Genomic DNA, 16,151 nt, shown 5'->3' with positions numbered 1-16,151 from the left:
ATTAGAGCGCAAAATTACACAAATTCTGCGAGAAACGCCCATAAATCAGAAGAAAGTTATCTAAATTAACAGTATTTTTATGTGACTTTTAAACAATCTTAAACCGAACGCGGAAAGAGCGTTCCTGTTCGTCCCAGTTTGTACCCAACATTTCAAAACGACCTATCTGAGATGTTGAGCGTACATGTCTGCCAATACAGGGACATACATCGTAATTCCCGATACGTACCAAACGAATGGTGTCAGACACATCTTCTGGCAAACGAGCTGGGTCGATTTCCTCGGGTAAATCGTCAATCGAAACGAATTCGAAGGTTACAGGCAGATCTTCATCAATCAGTTCGTTCATTTTCTGTTCAATCTCCCTCTCTTCCTGACGCGTCGGTTTGTGATCAAGATGAAAACTCATCTTACTTTTCTTACGCTCAATATGAGCATTGAAAGAGCGCTCGCAACCAAAAAGACGAATCATGGTTTGGTTCAGCAGGTGCTCAGCCGTGTGTGCGGGTGGGAACTCTTCTTTATGATGTTCGTTTAAGATATAGTCGGCCATTGTTTTTAAGATTTGAATTTCAAGACTATGACACCATGCGGTTCAAGATCGACAGAAATGTAGCAGTCTCGATAAAGTTGTCGTTTAAGTTCCCTGCCACTAATCAAATCGGTCATACTGACACTCTTTTTTTCTTTCAGTTTCAGGAAGTCGAAAGCATGGGCTGGTATGGTGACATCCATCGTTGTAGGCAGAGCATCGAAATTAGCCACCACAAGTAGCACTTCGCCCGCAGCCTTTCTCAGGAAAGCATACTGACGCTGATACTGTCCATTGACATACATGAGATCAAAAGAAGCCCCTTCGGCTACGGCTTTCTCTGTAGCGGCAATGTTCATCACCTTATCATATACGTCCTTAAGGGCACGTTCTTCCTTGGTAAGTTTTCGACCAGCGGCACGTACCAGAGTATCGATACTCCAATAATCAAATATCGTAGTACGGCCATCTAACCCGCTAAAGCCTTCTTTATCCATCGCTCGTTCGCCATATTCCTGACCAGCGTAAATCATAAGCGGATTCTGCTGAAGCAGAGCTGAGACCACAAGTCCGGGAACGCCCTTCTGTCCACTGCCCGCAAAGAAATCACTGGCAATGCGCTGTTCGTCATGATTTTCCAGGAAATAAAGCATGTGCTGACGGATATCATCCGTCTGTTGCCAGGCAGATGTTATAGCCTGAACAGGCCGCTGTCCACAAATAACCTCTCGGACTGTATCATACATCCCCACCTTGTCATATAGATAATCGAAGCCTGCGCCTATATAGTTGCGATATTCACCAGGATTATAGACTTCGCCGATGAAGACGATATCCGGATAGCGGAATTTCACCTTATCAGTTGCCCACCGCCAAAAATCGGCAGGCACCATCTCGGCCATATCACAACGGAAGCCGTCGATACCCTTTGACGCCCAGAAAAGCAGAATCTCAGTCATCTTGTCCCATGTATCAGGAATGGGTTTAAAGTGACCGACACGACCTGCGTAGTAGTCAAGTCCATAGTTCAGCTTCACGGTCTCATACCAATCATTCACGCCAGGGGCATTGTGGAAACAGTCGTTGCCCGTAGCCTTGGCGGGCTCTTCATCATAGGGTTCCTTTTCACCATGATAAAGATCAAAATATGGTGTAAAGCGCTGTCCCGGACAATAATAGAAATTGTTCTGAGGCGAAAAGCCCTGCTGAGGGTCATCGTCCTCGCCAAGATCCCTCACTCCTTCAGGCTTACAAATCGAATGATATTGACGTGCGACGTGATTAGGCACAAAATCGATTATCACCTTCATGCCAGCCTTATGAGTGCGCTCAACCAACTGTTCGAACTCCCGCATACGTTTGTCAACGTCGACAGCCAGATCAGGGTCGATATCGTAATAGTCGGTAATCGCATAGGGAGACCCCGCCTTACCCTTCACAACGGCAGGGTGCTGGCGTGGAATGTCAAAAGAGGAATAGTCGGTTTGGGTGGCATGTCGAATGACACCTGTATACCAAATATGGCTCACGCCCATTTCCCTGATTTTTTTCAGGGCACTGGGCGTGAAGTCGTTCAGTTTTCCGCAACCGTTCTCGGTTAATGTACCATTCTCTTTCCGAGTGATGTTCCTATTTCCGTAAAGTCGCGTAAAAACCTGATAGATAATAATCTTATTCGATGCCATGGGCAGCCACTTCCTTGTTAATCTTAACGATCATACCTTGAAGAGCCTTACCAGGACCACATTCAGTAAAGTCGTCAGCACCATCGGCAATCATATTCTGAACACTCTGAGTCCAGCGTACAGAAGAAGTGAGCTGAGCAATAAGATTTGCCTTGATTTCAGCGGGATCAGTATGAGGCTTAGCATCTACATTCTGATAAACAGGGCACTTTGGAGTCTTAATCTCGGTAGCTTCGATGGCAGCCTGAAGCTCATCCTTAGCAGGCTGCATCAGAGGAGAATGGAAAGCACCACCGACCTTAAGCACGAGGGCACGCTTAGCACCAGCGGCCTTAAGCAGCTCACAAGCCTCGTTGATGGCATCAACATTACCAGAGATAACCAGCTGTCCAGGGCAGTTATAGTTAGCGGGAACGACAACACCCTTACCCATCTTGCTAACCTCGGCACAAACCTCCTCTACCTTCTCATCAGGCAGGGCGATAATGGCAGCCATCGTTGAGGGCTGAGCCTCACACGCCTTCTGCATAGCCATAGCACGAGCATATACAAGCTTAAGACCATCCTCGAAAGAGAGGGCACCAGCAGCAGTCAGAGCAGAGAACTCGCCAAGAGAGTGACCGGCAGTCATCTTGGGATCAAAGGCATCACCCATGCAAAGGGCTGAGATAACGCTGTGAAGGAAGACTGCAGGCTGAGTAACCTTAGTCTGCTTCAGCTCATCATCAGTACCTGCGAACATGATATCGGTAATGCGATATCCAAGAATGTCGTTGGCTTTCTCGAAAAGTTCCTTGGCAAGGGGATTGTTATCATACAGATCCTTACCCATTCCTACGAACTGTGCTCCCTGTCCGGGAAATACAAATGCTTTCATTTTTTCTTTTTATTTTTGAGTTATGATTTACATTATCGATTCACATAGCACCCTGCTTACTTTCATCCTTTTGTTGTGTAATTGGGTCGTTTCGAGATGCAAAATTACGATATTTTTCTGAAAAATGCACCTAGTATGCCATTTTTTTGATGAAAGTAGGTCGAATATCGAAAAAAATGTGTAAGTTTGCACGTCAGAAAGAGAATAAATGCCGAAATGAAGCTTATTGTAATGACAAAACCCACCTTCTTCGTGGAAGAAGACAAGATCTTGGCCGACCTTTTCGACGAAGGGTTAGAAAGCCTGCATCTCTATAAGCCAGGAGCATCGCCGCTATACTCGGAACGACTGCTTACACTGCTGGGCGACAGTTATCGCAACAGAATCACAGTGCATGGCCACTTCTACTTAAAAGAGGAATACCGCCTGAAGGGCATTCATATAGACGACGCCCGTACCGAACCACCTACGGGATACAAAGGAAACATGTCGCGCACCTGCCACCAGATTGACGAGCTGAAAGAAGCAAAGAAAAACGCCAATTACGTCTTCCTGCACTCCATTTTCGACAGTCAGACCAATGCCGACGAGAAGGCTTCGTTTACGATGGACGAGCTGAGACAAGCCACCAAAGAGGGGCTTATAGATAAAAAGGTGTATGCGCTGGGAGGTATGAACCTCGACACCATCAAGGCTGTTAAGGATCTGGGATTCGGTGGTATCGTCATCTGTGGCGACTTATGGAACAGATTCAACATACACAACGAGATCGACTACAAGGCCCTGCTGAGCCATTTCGGCAAGCTGAGAAAGGCGATTGAATAGGTATTGTAGCTAGAATATATAAGACAACTTAAATAAATATTATGCCAGAAAAAAACTCTTATATGGTATTCTCGGGAACAGCCACGAAATACCTGGCAGAAAGAATCTGTCAAAGTCTTGGCTGCCCGTTGGGACAACTACAAATTACTAAATTCTCCGATGGAGAGTTTGCTGTGAGTTACGAGGAGAGCATCCGTGGTCGCGACGTATTCCTTGTGCAGAGCACATTCCCCAATTCAGACAACCTGATGGAGCTGTTGCTGATGATCGACGCAGCCAAGCGTGCCTCGGCTCGAACCATCAACGCCGTTATCCCCTACTTCGGATGGGCTCGTCAGGATCGTAAAGACAAACCCCGTGTAAGCATCGGTGCCAAGCTCGTAGCCGATTTGCTGAGCGTGGCAGGAGTGAACCGCGTTATTACAATGGACTTGCATGCCGACCAGATTCAGGGATTCTTCGACGTACCTGTAGACCATCTTTACGGTTCGGGTGTCATCATGCCCTACCTGAAGAGCCTGAAACTCGAAGACCTGGTCATCGCATCACCCGACGTTGGTGGTTCGAAACGTGCCAACACCTATGCTAAGTATCTGGGCTGTCCGCTCGTACTCTGCAACAAGACCAGAGCACGTGCCAACGTAGTAGCCACCATGCAGATTATCGGTGAGGTAGAAGGCAAGAACGTGGTAATCATCGATGATATGGTAGATACCGCAGGCACCATCACCAAGGCCGCCGATCTGATGAAAGAGGCTGGTGCCAAGACCGTCCGTGCTTGTGCTTCACACTGTGTAATGAGTGGTCCTGCCAGCGACCGTGTGCAGGAGTCGGCTCTCGAGGAGATTGTCTTCACAGACTCTATCCCCTACACACAGCGCTGCGCTAAGGTTAAGCAGCTGTCGGTAGCCGACATGTTTGCCGAGGCCATCCGTCGTGTCATCGACAACAAGAGCATCAGCGACCTCTACATTATTTAATAATATAATGGAACTGAAGTCTATAGTTGGGCTGGCAGTAGCAGGCTTTGTGCTTGCTTCCTGCCAGCCCAACTCTTATCAGATAAACGGCTATGCCCGACAGCTGCACGAGGGCGACACCATCATCCTGGCACTTGACGATCAACCAGAGCATGTGCTGGCCTCAACGACGGTGAGCGAAGGAAAGTTCTGGTTCGAGCGGCAGCTCGACAACTGTGCCCCTTGCAGAGTCTATGCGAAACAACAGCCAGAGTGTTCTGCCTTTTTCTTTCCAGATCAGGGTACGGTGACGATAGATCTCAATCTGCCCCCTACTCCTTCTGTTGTCTCAGGCACAAAGCTGAACAACGAGTGGCAACAGCTCAACGACTCCATCCAGCGACTGGGCATGAGGCTCATCAGCATAGCCGAGAAGCAAGACGGCGACTCTGCAACCCACCTTTCCCGCCTTGCAACAATAGACAGTCTGCATCGCGCCATGTCTGCCTGCATCCGTAATACGGCACAAGCGAATAAAGACAATCCGTTAGGGAAATACATCCTTGAAAACTATAAAGAGCCCGAGTTCAAATAAGAACCCGGGCTCTTCTTTTATATCAACACCTTCGCCATCTTAGAAGTTAGGAAGCTCCAGCCACTTCACGTAGCAGAAGTCCTGACGGTGAGGCAGGTTCTTGTTCTTAGGATACATACGAACAGCACTCTTGTAAGAGCCAAACTGCTTCGGTGTCAAATCAGCTTCGAATGTGTAGTTGTTGCCATCATGACCAGTCATTGGCAGAGGCTCAACATTGAATACACACTCCTCACCCTCTTTATTAGTATAGAGGTTAACCTTCTCCAAAGCAACGGCATCCTCAAGTCCCTGCTCGTTGATGACATACTTCAGGTGATAGTTTCTACCAGCCTCGCAGCCTTCTGCGGGGAAGTTCCACTCAGCCGATACCACATCGATAGCATCCCAACGCTCAGCAACAGCCTCCTTCCACAGAGCGATATCCTTAGCCAGCTTATAGTTGTCCTTAGAAATCTCGTGGAAACGCTTAGCCTGCTTGTTGTAGAACTTCTCATAATAGTCGTCGAGCTGACGCTTCATCGTATAGTGAGGAGCAATCTGAGCGATAGAGTTCTTAATCACCTTAATCCAGCCCTTAGAGAGACCCTTCTTGTCCTTATCATAGTAGAGAGGGATAATCTCATTCTCAAGCAAGCTGTAGATAGTTGCTGCATCCAGACGGTCCTGGTAGCCCTGGTTCTGATAAGTACGCTTCTCGGTAAGAGCCCATCCGGCACCCTCACGATAGCCCTCAAGCCACCAACCGTCTTTTACGCTGAGGTTTACAACACCGTTCATCTCGGCTTTCTCGCCAGATGTACCAGAAGCCTCAAGAGGACGTGTTGGAGTATTCATCCAGATATCGACACCCGATACCAGACGACGAGCCAACAGGAAGTCGTAGTCCTCAAGGAAGATAACCTTACCCAGGAACTCAGAACGCTGACTGATTTCATAAATCTTCTTGATAAGTCCCTGACCTGCGCCGTCAGCGGGGTGAGCCTTACCAGCGAAAAGGAATACGACTGGACGCTCAGGATCGTTAACGATCTTGCTCAGACGGTCGAGATCGGTAAACAACAGGTGAGCACGCTTGTAGGTAGCAAAACGACGGCAGAAGCCGATTACCAGAGCGTTTGAGTTGAAGAGGCTCAGCAGGCTAACCACACGTGAGGGGTCGCCCTGATTCTTCAGCCAAGTCTCACGGAACTGCTCCTTGATGTAGTCGAACAGTTTCTTCTTCAAAGCCATACGAGTGGCCCAGATCTCCTCGTCAGGACAGTTATAGATACCATGCCAGATCTCTTCGTTCGACTGGTCGCTCATGTGCTTCTCGTCGAAGTACTTGGCATAGAGTGCACGCCACTCGGCAGCACACCATGTGGGGAAGTGCACACCATTGGTCACATAGCCAACGTGGTTCTCCTCAGGATAGTAGCCGTTCCAGATAGGAGCAAACATCTTCTGAGACACCCATCCGTGAAGCTTTGACACACCGTTTACCTCCTGACAGGTATTGCATGCGAAGGTCGACATGCAGAATCGCTCACTGTGATCATCGGGGTTGGTACGGCCCATGCCGATAAACTCGTCCCATGTGATGCCCAGCTTCTGAGGATAACCACCCATATACTTGCCGAAGAGGCCTTCGTCGAAATAGTCGTGGCCAGCAGGCACTGGCGTATGAACGGTGTAAAGACCGCTGGCGCGAACCAGCTCCATAGCCTGGTTGAAGGTCATGCCGTCTTCCTCGATATAGTCGCACAGGCGCTGCAGGTTGCAGAGTGCAGCGTGGCCCTCGTTGCAATGATAGATATCCTTCTTGATGCCCAGCTTCTTCAGCAGCAGCATACCGCCGATACCCAGCAGGATCTCCTGCTTCAGGCGGTTCTCCCAGTCACCGCCATAGAGGGCGTGAGTGATGGGCTTGTCGAAGTCAGAGTTCATCTCGTTGTCGGTATCAAGCAGATAGAGTTTCACACGACCCACATTGACACGCCACACATAGGCATGAACCTGATAGTTGGTATAGGGGACGTCGATAACCATCGGATTGCCGTCCTTGTCGAGCTGACGCTCAATAGGCAGGCTGCCGAAGTTCTGAGTCTCGTAGTTGGCAATCTGCTGTCCGTCCATCGAAAGGCTCTGTGTAAAGTAGCCGAAACGATAGAGGAAGCCAACGGCACACATATCTACGTTAGAGTCAGAAGCCTCCTTCACGTAGTCGCCAGCCAGCATACCAAGACCGCCGCTGTAGATCTTCAGGGCAGAGTGGATACCATACTCCATACAGAAATAAGCCACAGAGGGGCGCTTTGAGTCGGGCTCCACGTCCATATACTTGCGGAACAAGCTATAAACGTTCTTAATACGCTTCATCAGCGCCTTATCATTCATGATTTCCTCCTTGCGGACAAAACTCAGACGCTCTAACAGCATCACGGGGTTGTGCTTAACTTCATGATAAAGCTCGGGATCCAGGTCGCGGAACAAGTCGCGCGCCTCAAAATTCCATACCCACCACATGTTGTGGGCAATCTCGTCCAAACACTTTAGTTCCTCAGGAAGACTTGACTTCACGGTCAACTCCTTCCAAAGAGGGGCATTTGCATAGTCTGCTTTTATTTTCATAATTCTCTCAAATTAATATATTCAAAACCTTTTCTGTAAATATTTCACTGTTATTTGCTCTTTCTCTCCTCAGCCTTGCTGAGCGCGATGTCGTAAGCCTCATAGTAGTACTTGATAAACTCACTCCACAGCGCCTTCTTCGAAAGCGCGTCGGCATTCTTGCGGCACGCGTCGACCTCTTTCCTGGTCATAGCCGAGAACTCCGCTACCGTGTCCTTGATGATATCAGCCACCTCAGAATAGTTATAGTCTGTGCGATGAATCACCTTCACGCCGTCGGTTATCTGGCCGTCCTTGCCAAACACGCTGTTAGCCCAGAGGCCGAAACCTGCCAGGTCGGTCGTGATACAAGGCACCTTGAAGGCCACAGCCTCAAGTGGGGTATATCCCCAAGGCTCGTAGTACGAGGGATAGATGCAGAGGTCGTTGCCCAGCACCACATCATAATAAGTAAGGTCTACGATACCGTCATTCCCGTCGAGATAGCAAGGCAGGAAAATCACCTTCACGTTATCCTCCTTACGGTTGTGCATATCGTAGTATTTCAGCATACCCAGCACGTTGTCGTGGCTCATGTTGTGAAGCCAGTGCGTCACCTGGGGCACGTCCAGCGGCGTGTCGTATTTCCTGCCGCTCTTCAGTCGCTCCTGCAAATCCTTGCGGGGCTCCCCTACCCATCCGGGTACCTCAATGAAAGCCACCACCTTCTTCTTCAGGTCGCGATCGCGCAGCAGTCGGTTCATCGCCTCTACAAAAACATCGATACCCTTATTGCGGAACTCATAGCGCCCTGATGTCGAGATGAGCAGCGTGTCGTCGTCAAGATCCTCGCCCAGCAGCGCATTAGCTACCTCGAGCATCTTTCTGCGGGCCGCGTTGCGCTTACGGGTGAACTTCTGGGCACTGGGCACGAAACTATTATCAAAGCCATTGGGCAGCACCACATCGACGGGTTTATCAAGCAGTTCTACACACTCCTTGGCGGTAATGTCGCTCACCGTTGTGAAACAGTCCACGTATTGAGCCGTCTGCTTCTCTATCGAGTGTTTCGACTGCATGTTCAGCTCGCCCGCCATCTGGTCGCCATTATAGGCAAACAGATAGTCGTAGAGAGGCTTCATGTTACCAGCTATCGAGCGGCCTATACTTGTGGCATGGGTCGTGAATACAGTGCCTACCTGAGGCAACTTGTTGTTGATATACAGCGCTCCGAGGCCACACATCCACTCGTTGGCATGATAGACCACCTTCTGTGAACTGTCGAGATATTGGTTATAGAAACTCTCCACAACCAGAGCGGCTGCATACGAGAACATCGAGGCCTCGTCGTAGTCGCCATAGGCATGCAACGAGTCTACGCCGTAGTTCTCCCACAGCCAACCGTATATTTCGTTCTTCTTTTCGAAGTACGGATTGAAATCAACCAAAATCGCGATTGGTTCGCCAGGCACCGTCCAACGGCCTACCCTTACCTTGAGTCCTTGCAGTCCGGCCTCCGATTGCCAATCAGCAAAGAGAGACTTGTCCTCTCTGAAATAAGGACTTTCCTGTTCTTTCCAAAAGTCAGGACCAATGAATATGATCTTATCCTGGAGTGCCTCCTGTAGAGTCTTGGCACGTGTCGAAAGGACCGTATATATTCCACCAACCTTATTGCAGACTTCCCAACTTGACTCAAAGATGTAGTCTGGCACTAACTGCTTTCTTGTCATGTAATACTAACTAATTCGCAGCAAAGATACTTAAATATTTCTAAAATCGGCAAAGATATCGCAATTTATTTTAATGAAATAAGAGAAATATTGATATAGATTATTAACTTTGTCATCAATTTAGAAAATGCGTTGAATATGAATAAGTTAATAGCTATAGCCCTCCTCGGCCTCTCCAGCCTTGCACTCAGGGCACAAACCAACTGCGACGATTTCCGTGCAAACCTTTATAACAGCGACTATCAGCTGCTTCTGCACATCGACTTCTGCGATGAGAGCATTACCATTCCCGGACAAGACCTTTACGGACAAGTGCCTGGCTATGTGGGCAAGAAGAACAACTCCTACTGTTGGATCATCACCTCAGCCGAGGTCAAGGACAAGACAGCCCACCTGTCGCTCATCAACGATTACGGCAGCGAAGACTTCACCGCCACCCTTACACAGAAAAACGATTCCGTCTATATTTTTCAATACACAGACGGCAGCACATTCAAGATGCCTAACAACGGCAAGTGGCAGAAATATCCCAAGAAACTAGAGTTCAAGCGTCAATAGTGTCAGCCCCTTCTCTTGGCACTTTGGTTCTTAATCGCATTTCCTTGCGTGCCTCTTTCCAGCGGGGGTAAAACCTATCCATCAACGCATGGAAACGCCCATTATGACTCGGTTCCAGCAGATGGCAAAGCTCGTGCACCACGACGTGCTCCACACACCATTCCGGCAACAGCAGCAGATAGAGCGAGAAACAAATTTCGCGTGTCCTCACATTACACTGTCCCCAACGGGAGATGGTAGGTTTGTAGCAAACCATAGAAGGACTGACACCCATCTCCTTAGAATGTCTCTCCACCATCGGCTCCACCAAGGTTTTCAGCCTCGTCATAGCCTCGACCTTCTGAGCCTTCGTTGCCAACGGCAACTGACTATAGAACTCCGCCCGCTTCTGACGTTTCTCACAGGTTCTCTTTCTGGCCTTGTCTATCCAGTCACGATGCTGTTCAATGAAAGCCTCCACCATCCTTCTTGGCAATCCTACAGGCGCCGACACGTGCACATCGCCATTCTTCACGATACGCATCGACAGCCTGCTCGTCCTCCTGTATGTCACCTCTATTGCCATACCCCATTCCAAGTTCCAAACGCCAATCTATCCGTGTCGTTTGTTCCAATAGATATAGCCACCTATGGCCACTAACACAATGACAGCTATCACATGTAATAAATCCATATTATATCCTTTTATCGGTTTATTCTTTATTTCAAATTACAAAGGTAGTCTTTATTTCCCAAATAGGAAAGCATTTGAAGAAAAAAGCGACCTAAATAAAAAATCCACCGTTAAAGGACGATGGATCAGAACCAATTGTAGAGGTTCTGCGCATATCCTACAGGAGTAGTGCGTCTGTCTATTTTTTCTTCTTCGTTCCCTCGATTACCGAGATGCGCACGGCTGACGGTTTCATCTTCATTTCTTCTTCTGTCGGCGCCTTGTCGAAGTTAATCGTAAGTTTCTTCTTGTCTTCCATAAACAAATCCTTTTTGTAGTTTTGCTGCAAATATAGCAATCTTTTCGTTACCTTCAAAATTTGCAGGCAGGAATTTATCTGCACCGTATTTTTTAATCATGTACTCTGTAAAGTATGCAACAGCTTCACGGTTCCTGTTGGCTTCTGGATAACAGGAAACCACCTCATAGTAGTTTTTGTGTGTTCCTTCATCCAATCAAGTACCGTGATGTCTGTGACTCTGCAAAGATACTATTGTTTAGCAAATCACAACGCTTTTCAGCGAGGCTTTTCTTATAAAAAATTTTAAGCCGATTTGAAAGATTTTTGAGATCTTTTGTAAGATTGTCAAGTTTTTTTAGTATCTTTGCATCGTCAAGCGGTTGAGATGTCGGCTGGTGAGCCTTCCTTCAGGTTGAGCGATGCGGTCTCAATCGCTTTTTTGTGCCTTAATCAGTTATCTCCATGAGTCGTAAAGATAATCTGAACGACCCATAGAGACTATCCGAACAAGGAATAGATGACATGTCTGTCTTTTGAATGCTTATAAACTAGGAGTTAGGATAGTCCAAAGTGGGAGTTTGGACGAACCAAACCAGGAGTTTGCTTACTAGAAACTCCTGGTTTTTAAGAAACACCTAACCACCTAACCCGGCAGAGAGGCAATATGCTGAAAAAACAAGAACTTACGTTTTGAGAAGGTATTCCAACACCTAACCCAACACCTAACCTACTCCTAACCCTACTATTCTGATATTTTTAAATTTATCAGATTAGGGATTAACGGGTTCACCAAGCATCTGCTTGATGTGGGTGTCGAGGATGTGGAACGAGGGATCTACCATACCGCCATGCCCATGTCCGTCGATCTCATAAAGATAGGTCTGCTTATGTCCCACGAGTTTCATCATGCGAGCCAGATACTGGTTCTCGTCGTAACGTCCATAGAGTTCCAGCTCTCTATCGCCACAGATGAGCACCAGAGGGGGGCAGTCGGGGCGCACCCAATAGAGGGGCGCATACTCGTCGATTGTCGGCTGTAATGGATTGACGCCCTGCATCTTACGTACATTATAATGAGTGATTGCTTGACCACTGAAAGGGATATACTGCCACACGCTGTCGGCATCGATACCATAGCCCTTCAACCAGGCTTTATTAAGACAGAGCATCATAGACAGATAGCCGCCAGCAGAGTGGCCCGTGACCACAATCTTGCGAGGATCGCCACCATAGTCCTTCGCATGGCGGAACGCCCAGGCCACGGCCTCGGCAGCATCGTCGAGTGTCTTGTCAACGGTGACATTAGGAAGCAGGCGATAGTTGGCGCCTACCACGACATAGCCTTTCTCCTTCAGTCTCTGGGGAATTTCCTTCTGGCCGCCCTCGAGTCCGCCTCCATGAAACCACACGATGACGGGGCAGTCGGTCAGGTCTTCTGGATAATACACATCGAGCTTCAGGCGCTCCTTGGCATAGGCATCGCTCTTCGACGTGAAACTGACATTGCTCACACTCTTATAGGTCTGTGCAGTAACGGTGAGCACCATCATCAGCTGCACGATACAAATAGTTAGTTTTTTCATTTTACCTTATTAGTTTTAGTTTCGACTGCAAAGATAGGATTTTTCCGCGACATAACCTAAAAAAGGGCGGCAATTTCTGCACCTTGGTGGATACGATTGCCCATGCCTATGCCATCGCGCAAGTTACCTGCCAGAATAAGACCGGGATACTGCTGCTGCAGACGGTCGACGGCCTCGAAGCGGGCGCCACTGTCGACACCGTACTGGGGAATGGCATGCTCGTGGCGGAAGATACGTATCATGTCGGGCTCGACACCAATGGGATATTTCAGCATAGAATGGAAAGCGTCGACCACAATGGCACGAATTTCTTCATCGCTCTTACTGAGATAGTCGGCATGACGAGCACCTCCCATGAAGTAGGAATAGAGCGCCCCACCCTCGGGAGCTCGCTCTACGAAACACTCTGAGGGGAACAGGATACCCAACACGCGCTGTTGCTCCTTGCTGGGAACAAGACCGCCAAAAGCGGGATAAACAAGACCGAATGCATGGCGGATGCCTACGCAAACCTGAATAACGGGCGCATAGTAGAGCTGACTGATAGGACGAAGGTCGTGGTCCGGGACAAAGGGGAGCATCTGGGGCAGTTCGTAGGCACCGACAGTCGTGATGACGTGGCGACAGCGAACTTCATGGGCACCATTATCAAACGTAACCTTCCACCAGCCTTGCGACTCGGGATTGATTCGTATATCTCTGGCATTCAGTATGATATCAATATTTTCAGCCAAGGCTTCGACCAAGTTCTCAAGCCCGCCTCTAGCTGAGAACACTTTCTTTGTTACCAGGCGATCGCGGTCGGTCTTAGGCTCTTTTGCCTTTGCCATTGCACCACGTATAAAACTACCATAGCGAGCTTCGAGGTTGTAGAGCTTAGGCAGAGCATAGCGGGTGGTGAGCTTCATCGGGTCACCAGCATAGACACCTGAGACAAAGGGATCGACGGCATATTCGTAGAATGAACGGCCCAGACGGCGCTGAGCGAGTGAGCCCACAGGCTCGTCGGGGTCGGTACCTTTCTTGCGCCAAGGTTCACCGAGAATGCGGAACTTATCACTCAACGTGAACAGCGGTGTCGTGATGGCACTCAGCGGACCTGAAGGCAGGGCGTGAAACTTGTTGCCTTTCCAGATAAGTCGGCGCTTGGACGACTCGCGTGCTGTCTCCATCTCGCATCGACCTTCCAAGTTCTGAAACAGTTCTGTAACTTCAGGAAAAGATACGACACCTGTATTAGGACCGCTCTCGAAGGTGAAGCCGTCTTCACGATGTGTCCGTATCTGTCCGCCAATGCGGTTCTCTTTTTCCAGAACAAGCACATCTCGTCCTTTCTGTCTAAGATTAAAGGCTGTACTGAGTCCTGTCAGACCTGCGCCAACAACAACTATATCACGTTCTTGCATATATTTCTTTTTCTATTATATTGGTTTTGAAAATTGTTTATCAGTATTACGCATCAGCGGGTCAAGAGCTGCAGCCACACAGCGCACGAACGGGCGTCCGTCGGTATGCACTTCAATATGATCGGCATCGAAGCTAAGCAGTCCATCAGCGGCCATTTCAGCAAATTGTGTCTTGTCGAACAGACAGGCTTCTTGAAGCGACTCGACGCTAACACCGAGGCGACCAGCCACATCATTCCAGTAGAGAACATAATTACACATCAGGGCTTCAATCACCTCACGCACCAGTTTCTCCTGAGCCGACAAGCGGTAACCTCGCTGGGTATACAGATGCCCCTGACCTATCAGATCAATATACTCACGGAGGTCGCGACCATTCTGTGTATAGGCATCGTCGAGCTGGCTGATGCCTGTTACGCCAAAAGCATAGACCTGAGCGGTGGTGCGGCGTGTGCAATAGCCTTGAAAATTGCGATGCAACTGTCCCTGAGAGAGAGCTACAGCCAGTTCGTCAGTAGGTAACACGAAGTGGTCGAGTCCAACAGGCTGATAGCCAGCAGATTTCAAGACCTCCGCAGCAATCTCATACATCCGGTTCTTTTCTGAATCTGAGGGCAACCCTACTCTGTCGAGAATCTGCTGGCGTGGGAACAAACGGGGCAGATGTGCGTATGAGAAGGTGACAAGACGATCGGGGCGTAAACGTGCAGCCTCAATAATGGTTTGGCGGAAATTCTCAGCCGTCTGCAACGGCAGTCCGTAGATGAAATCGAAATTGACAGTAGCACCTGAATCGCGTAGAATCTGCAAGATATCATCTACGGGCAGCAAAGAGTTTCGACGATTAACCGTCTTCAACACTTCAGTGTTAAAATCCTGAATACCAAGGCTATAACGGGTAAAACCACATTCTGTGAGCTGGTGCCAATCGTCATCTGACAAATAGCCCGGATGGCACTCAATGGCAATCTCTGGGCGCTCGATGGTTGGCGCAATAGAAAGCAGATGCTCGTTCAGTTCACGTATCATCCTCACGGGTAATGCCGTTGGACTACCACCACCATAGTGTATCTGAGAAATCAAGCGGTCACGATGAATATGCGGTGCTACCATGTCTATCTCGCGATGTAGGGCATCCACATAAGCCTGCACCAGTTCCGGCTTTCCCATCGGATAAGAATTACACCCACAATAATGGCACAAATGGCGACAAAAAGGGATGTGGAGATAGAAAGATATCTGATTCTGACGGGCCTCGTTTGAACAATCTACCATAGAGAGATAGTCTGTTTCGGAAAAAGCACCGAAATAGTTGGCTGGCGGATAACTGGTGTATCGTGGCACAGGACGATTATATTTCTGGATAATATCTGAATGCATACTGCTTTTTGTTTTTGCGTGTGCAAAGGTAACATTTTCATTCTGTTTACGCAATCCACATTTATATGGATTTTATCAAACAAAAAACAAGTCTTGGATACATTAATACAAATGAAAGAGCCCTGAACCTTTTCGGATTCAGGGCTCTCTAATAAAAGTGGCGGCTTCCTACTCTCCCGCATTGCATTGCAGTACCATCGGCGCAGGCGGGCTTAACTTCTCTGTTCGGAATGGGAAGAGGTGGGACCCCGCTGCAATAACCACCTGATATGGGTATTGACACTGTCGACACAAGAAACCTCAGTAGAAGCCCGTTTCAGAAACAACTACATCTGATAATATCAGCATACAGCGAAAGATCTCGGGCAATTAGTAGTGCTCGGCTTTGACGTCACCGTCTTTACACCTGCACCCTATCAACGTCATCGTCTATGACGACCCTCAATGGAGTCCTCATCTTGCGGCTGGCTTCG

At 48.5% G+C, this 16,151-nt stretch carries 12 protein-coding genes, 2 rRNA genes and 1 pseudogene; 4 read left to right on the top strand and 11 right to left on the bottom strand.

Features of this window, described 5'->3' with window-relative positions; translation table 11 throughout:
• Window positions 1-88: 88 nt before the first annotated feature.
• Both T325_RS07045 and fabD read right to left on the bottom strand, forming a co-directional pair.
• Window positions 89-2,217 (bottom strand): annotated as a pseudogene (locus tag T325_RS07045) (alpha-amylase family glycosyl hydrolase).
• Complete coding sequence (gene fabD / locus T325_RS07040; RefSeq protein WP_036911859.1) at window positions 2,204-3,094, bottom strand: ACP S-malonyltransferase; 891 nt, start codon at window positions 3,092-3,094, stop codon at window positions 2,204-2,206. Before fabD ends, T325_RS07045 begins: the two are co-directional and overlap by 14 nt.
• Before the next feature lie 216 nt (window positions 3,095-3,310).
• Here fabD and T325_RS07035 point away from each other — a divergent pair, with 216 nt between their 5' ends.
• Genes T325_RS07035 through T325_RS07025 form a run of 3 tightly spaced genes read left to right on the top strand, consistent with a single transcriptional unit; the run spans window position 3,311 to window position 5,473 of the window.
• On the top strand, window positions 3,311-3,919 hold the full coding sequence (locus tag T325_RS07035) for a thiamine phosphate synthase (protein WP_036911858.1): 609 nt from the start codon (window positions 3,311-3,313) through the stop codon (window positions 3,917-3,919).
• Between the two features lie 41 nt (window positions 3,920-3,960).
• On the top strand, window positions 3,961-4,899 hold the full coding sequence (locus tag T325_RS07030; RefSeq protein WP_036911857.1) for a ribose-phosphate pyrophosphokinase: 939 nt from the start codon (window positions 3,961-3,963) through the stop codon (window positions 4,897-4,899).
• A gap of 7 nt (window positions 4,900-4,906) precedes the next feature.
• Window positions 4,907-5,473 carry a DUF4369 domain-containing protein gene (locus T325_RS07025; RefSeq protein WP_036911856.1) on the top strand — a complete coding sequence of 189 codons (567 nt, stop codon included), beginning with the start codon at window positions 4,907-4,909 and terminating at the stop codon, window positions 5,471-5,473.
• Window positions 5,474-5,512: 39 nt separating this feature from the next.
• Here the strand turns inward: T325_RS07025 and glgP are convergent, their stop codons facing one another.
• Window positions 5,513-8,086 carry an alpha-glucan family phosphorylase gene (gene glgP, locus T325_RS07020; protein ID WP_036911854.1) on the bottom strand — a complete coding sequence of 858 codons (2,574 nt, stop codon included), beginning with the start codon at window positions 8,084-8,086 and terminating at the stop codon, window positions 5,513-5,515.
• Between the two features lie 50 nt (window positions 8,087-8,136).
• The gene (locus tag T325_RS07015; protein WP_036911853.1) at window positions 8,137-9,798 is read right to left on the bottom strand and encodes a glycogen/starch synthase; all 1,662 of its coding nucleotides are present in this window, start codon (window positions 9,796-9,798) and stop codon (window positions 8,137-8,139) included.
• Window positions 9,799-9,936: 138 nt separating this feature from the next.
• Here T325_RS07015 and T325_RS07010 point away from each other — a divergent pair, with 138 nt between their 5' ends.
• A complete protein-coding gene (locus T325_RS07010; RefSeq protein WP_036911851.1) occupies window positions 9,937-10,356 on the top strand; it encodes a hypothetical protein in 420 nt (139 codons plus the stop codon).
• On the opposite strand, the gene T325_RS07005 is transcribed toward T325_RS07010, so the two are convergent.
• The 7 genes from T325_RS07005 to T325_RS06975 all read right to left on the bottom strand — a co-directional run.
• Window positions 10,343-10,921 carry a M48 family metallopeptidase gene (locus tag T325_RS07005; RefSeq protein WP_051949768.1) on the bottom strand — a complete coding sequence of 193 codons (579 nt, stop codon included), beginning with the start codon at window positions 10,919-10,921 and terminating at the stop codon, window positions 10,343-10,345. The genes T325_RS07010 and T325_RS07005 overlap by 14 nt on opposite strands.
• 377 nt (window positions 10,922-11,298) lie before the next feature.
• The gene (locus T325_RS07000; protein WP_036911850.1) at window positions 11,299-11,523 is read right to left on the bottom strand and encodes a hypothetical protein; all 225 of its coding nucleotides are present in this window, start codon (window positions 11,521-11,523) and stop codon (window positions 11,299-11,301) included.
• Window positions 11,524-12,079: 556 nt separating this feature from the next.
• The gene (locus T325_RS06995) at window positions 12,080-12,892 is read right to left on the bottom strand and encodes an alpha/beta hydrolase (protein ID WP_036911847.1); all 813 of its coding nucleotides are present in this window, start codon (window positions 12,890-12,892) and stop codon (window positions 12,080-12,082) included.
• A 56-nt stretch (window positions 12,893-12,948) separates the two neighbouring features.
• A complete protein-coding gene (hemG, locus tag T325_RS06990) occupies window positions 12,949-14,298 on the bottom strand; it encodes a protoporphyrinogen oxidase (protein WP_036911845.1) in 1,350 nt (449 codons plus the stop codon).
• A gap of 15 nt (window positions 14,299-14,313) precedes the next feature.
• Window positions 14,314-15,678, bottom strand: a complete 1,365-nt coding sequence (hemN, locus tag T325_RS06985; RefSeq protein WP_036911843.1) for an oxygen-independent coproporphyrinogen III oxidase — start codon at window positions 15,676-15,678, stop codon at window positions 14,314-14,316.
• Between the two features lie 155 nt (window positions 15,679-15,833).
• Window positions 15,834-15,946: ribosomal RNA gene (gene rrf / locus T325_RS06980) — 5S ribosomal RNA — on the bottom strand.
• Between the two features lie 80 nt (window positions 15,947-16,026).
• A 23S ribosomal RNA gene (locus tag T325_RS06975) occupies window positions 16,027-16,151 on the bottom strand; the annotation flags it as partial.

The sequence above is a fragment of the Prevotella sp. FD3004 genome (genome assembly GCF_000746155.1).
Lineage (GTDB): Bacteria > Bacteroidota > Bacteroidia > Bacteroidales > Bacteroidaceae > Prevotella.
This window is presented reverse-complemented; position numbering and strand designations above follow the sequence as displayed.

What these genes read in the sequence shown, in the direction of transcription:
- fabD (WP_036911859.1), bottom strand. Translation starts at nt 3,094, where the DNA reads ATGAAAGCATTTGTATTTCCCGGACAGGGAGCACAGTTCGTAGGAATG.
- T325_RS07015 (WP_036911853.1), bottom strand. Translation starts at nt 9,798, where the DNA reads ATGACAAGAAAGCAGTTAGTGCCAGACTACATCTTTGAGTCAAGTTGG.
- T325_RS06995 (WP_036911847.1), bottom strand. Translation starts at nt 12,892, where the DNA reads ATGAAAAAACTAACTATTTGTATCGTGCAGCTGATGATGGTGCTCACC.
- hemN (WP_036911843.1), bottom strand. Translation starts at nt 15,678, where the DNA reads ATGCATTCAGATATTATCCAGAAATATAATCGTCCTGTGCCACGATAC.
- hemG (WP_036911845.1), bottom strand. Translation starts at nt 14,298, where the DNA reads ATGCAAGAACGTGATATAGTTGTTGTTGGCGCAGGTCTGACAGGACTC.
- T325_RS07035 (WP_036911858.1), top strand. Translation starts at nt 3,311, where the DNA reads ATGAAGCTTATTGTAATGACAAAACCCACCTTCTTCGTGGAAGAAGAC.
- T325_RS07005 (WP_051949768.1), bottom strand. Translation starts at nt 10,921, where the DNA reads ATGGCAATAGAGGTGACATACAGGAGGACGAGCAGGCTGTCGATGCGT.
- T325_RS07025 (WP_036911856.1), top strand. Translation starts at nt 4,907, where the DNA reads ATGGAACTGAAGTCTATAGTTGGGCTGGCAGTAGCAGGCTTTGTGCTT.
- glgP (WP_036911854.1), bottom strand. Translation starts at nt 8,086, where the DNA reads ATGAAAATAAAAGCAGACTATGCAAATGCCCCTCTTTGGAAGGAGTTG.
- T325_RS07010 (WP_036911851.1), top strand. Translation starts at nt 9,937, where the DNA reads ATGAATAAGTTAATAGCTATAGCCCTCCTCGGCCTCTCCAGCCTTGCA.
- T325_RS07030 (WP_036911857.1), top strand. Translation starts at nt 3,961, where the DNA reads ATGCCAGAAAAAAACTCTTATATGGTATTCTCGGGAACAGCCACGAAA.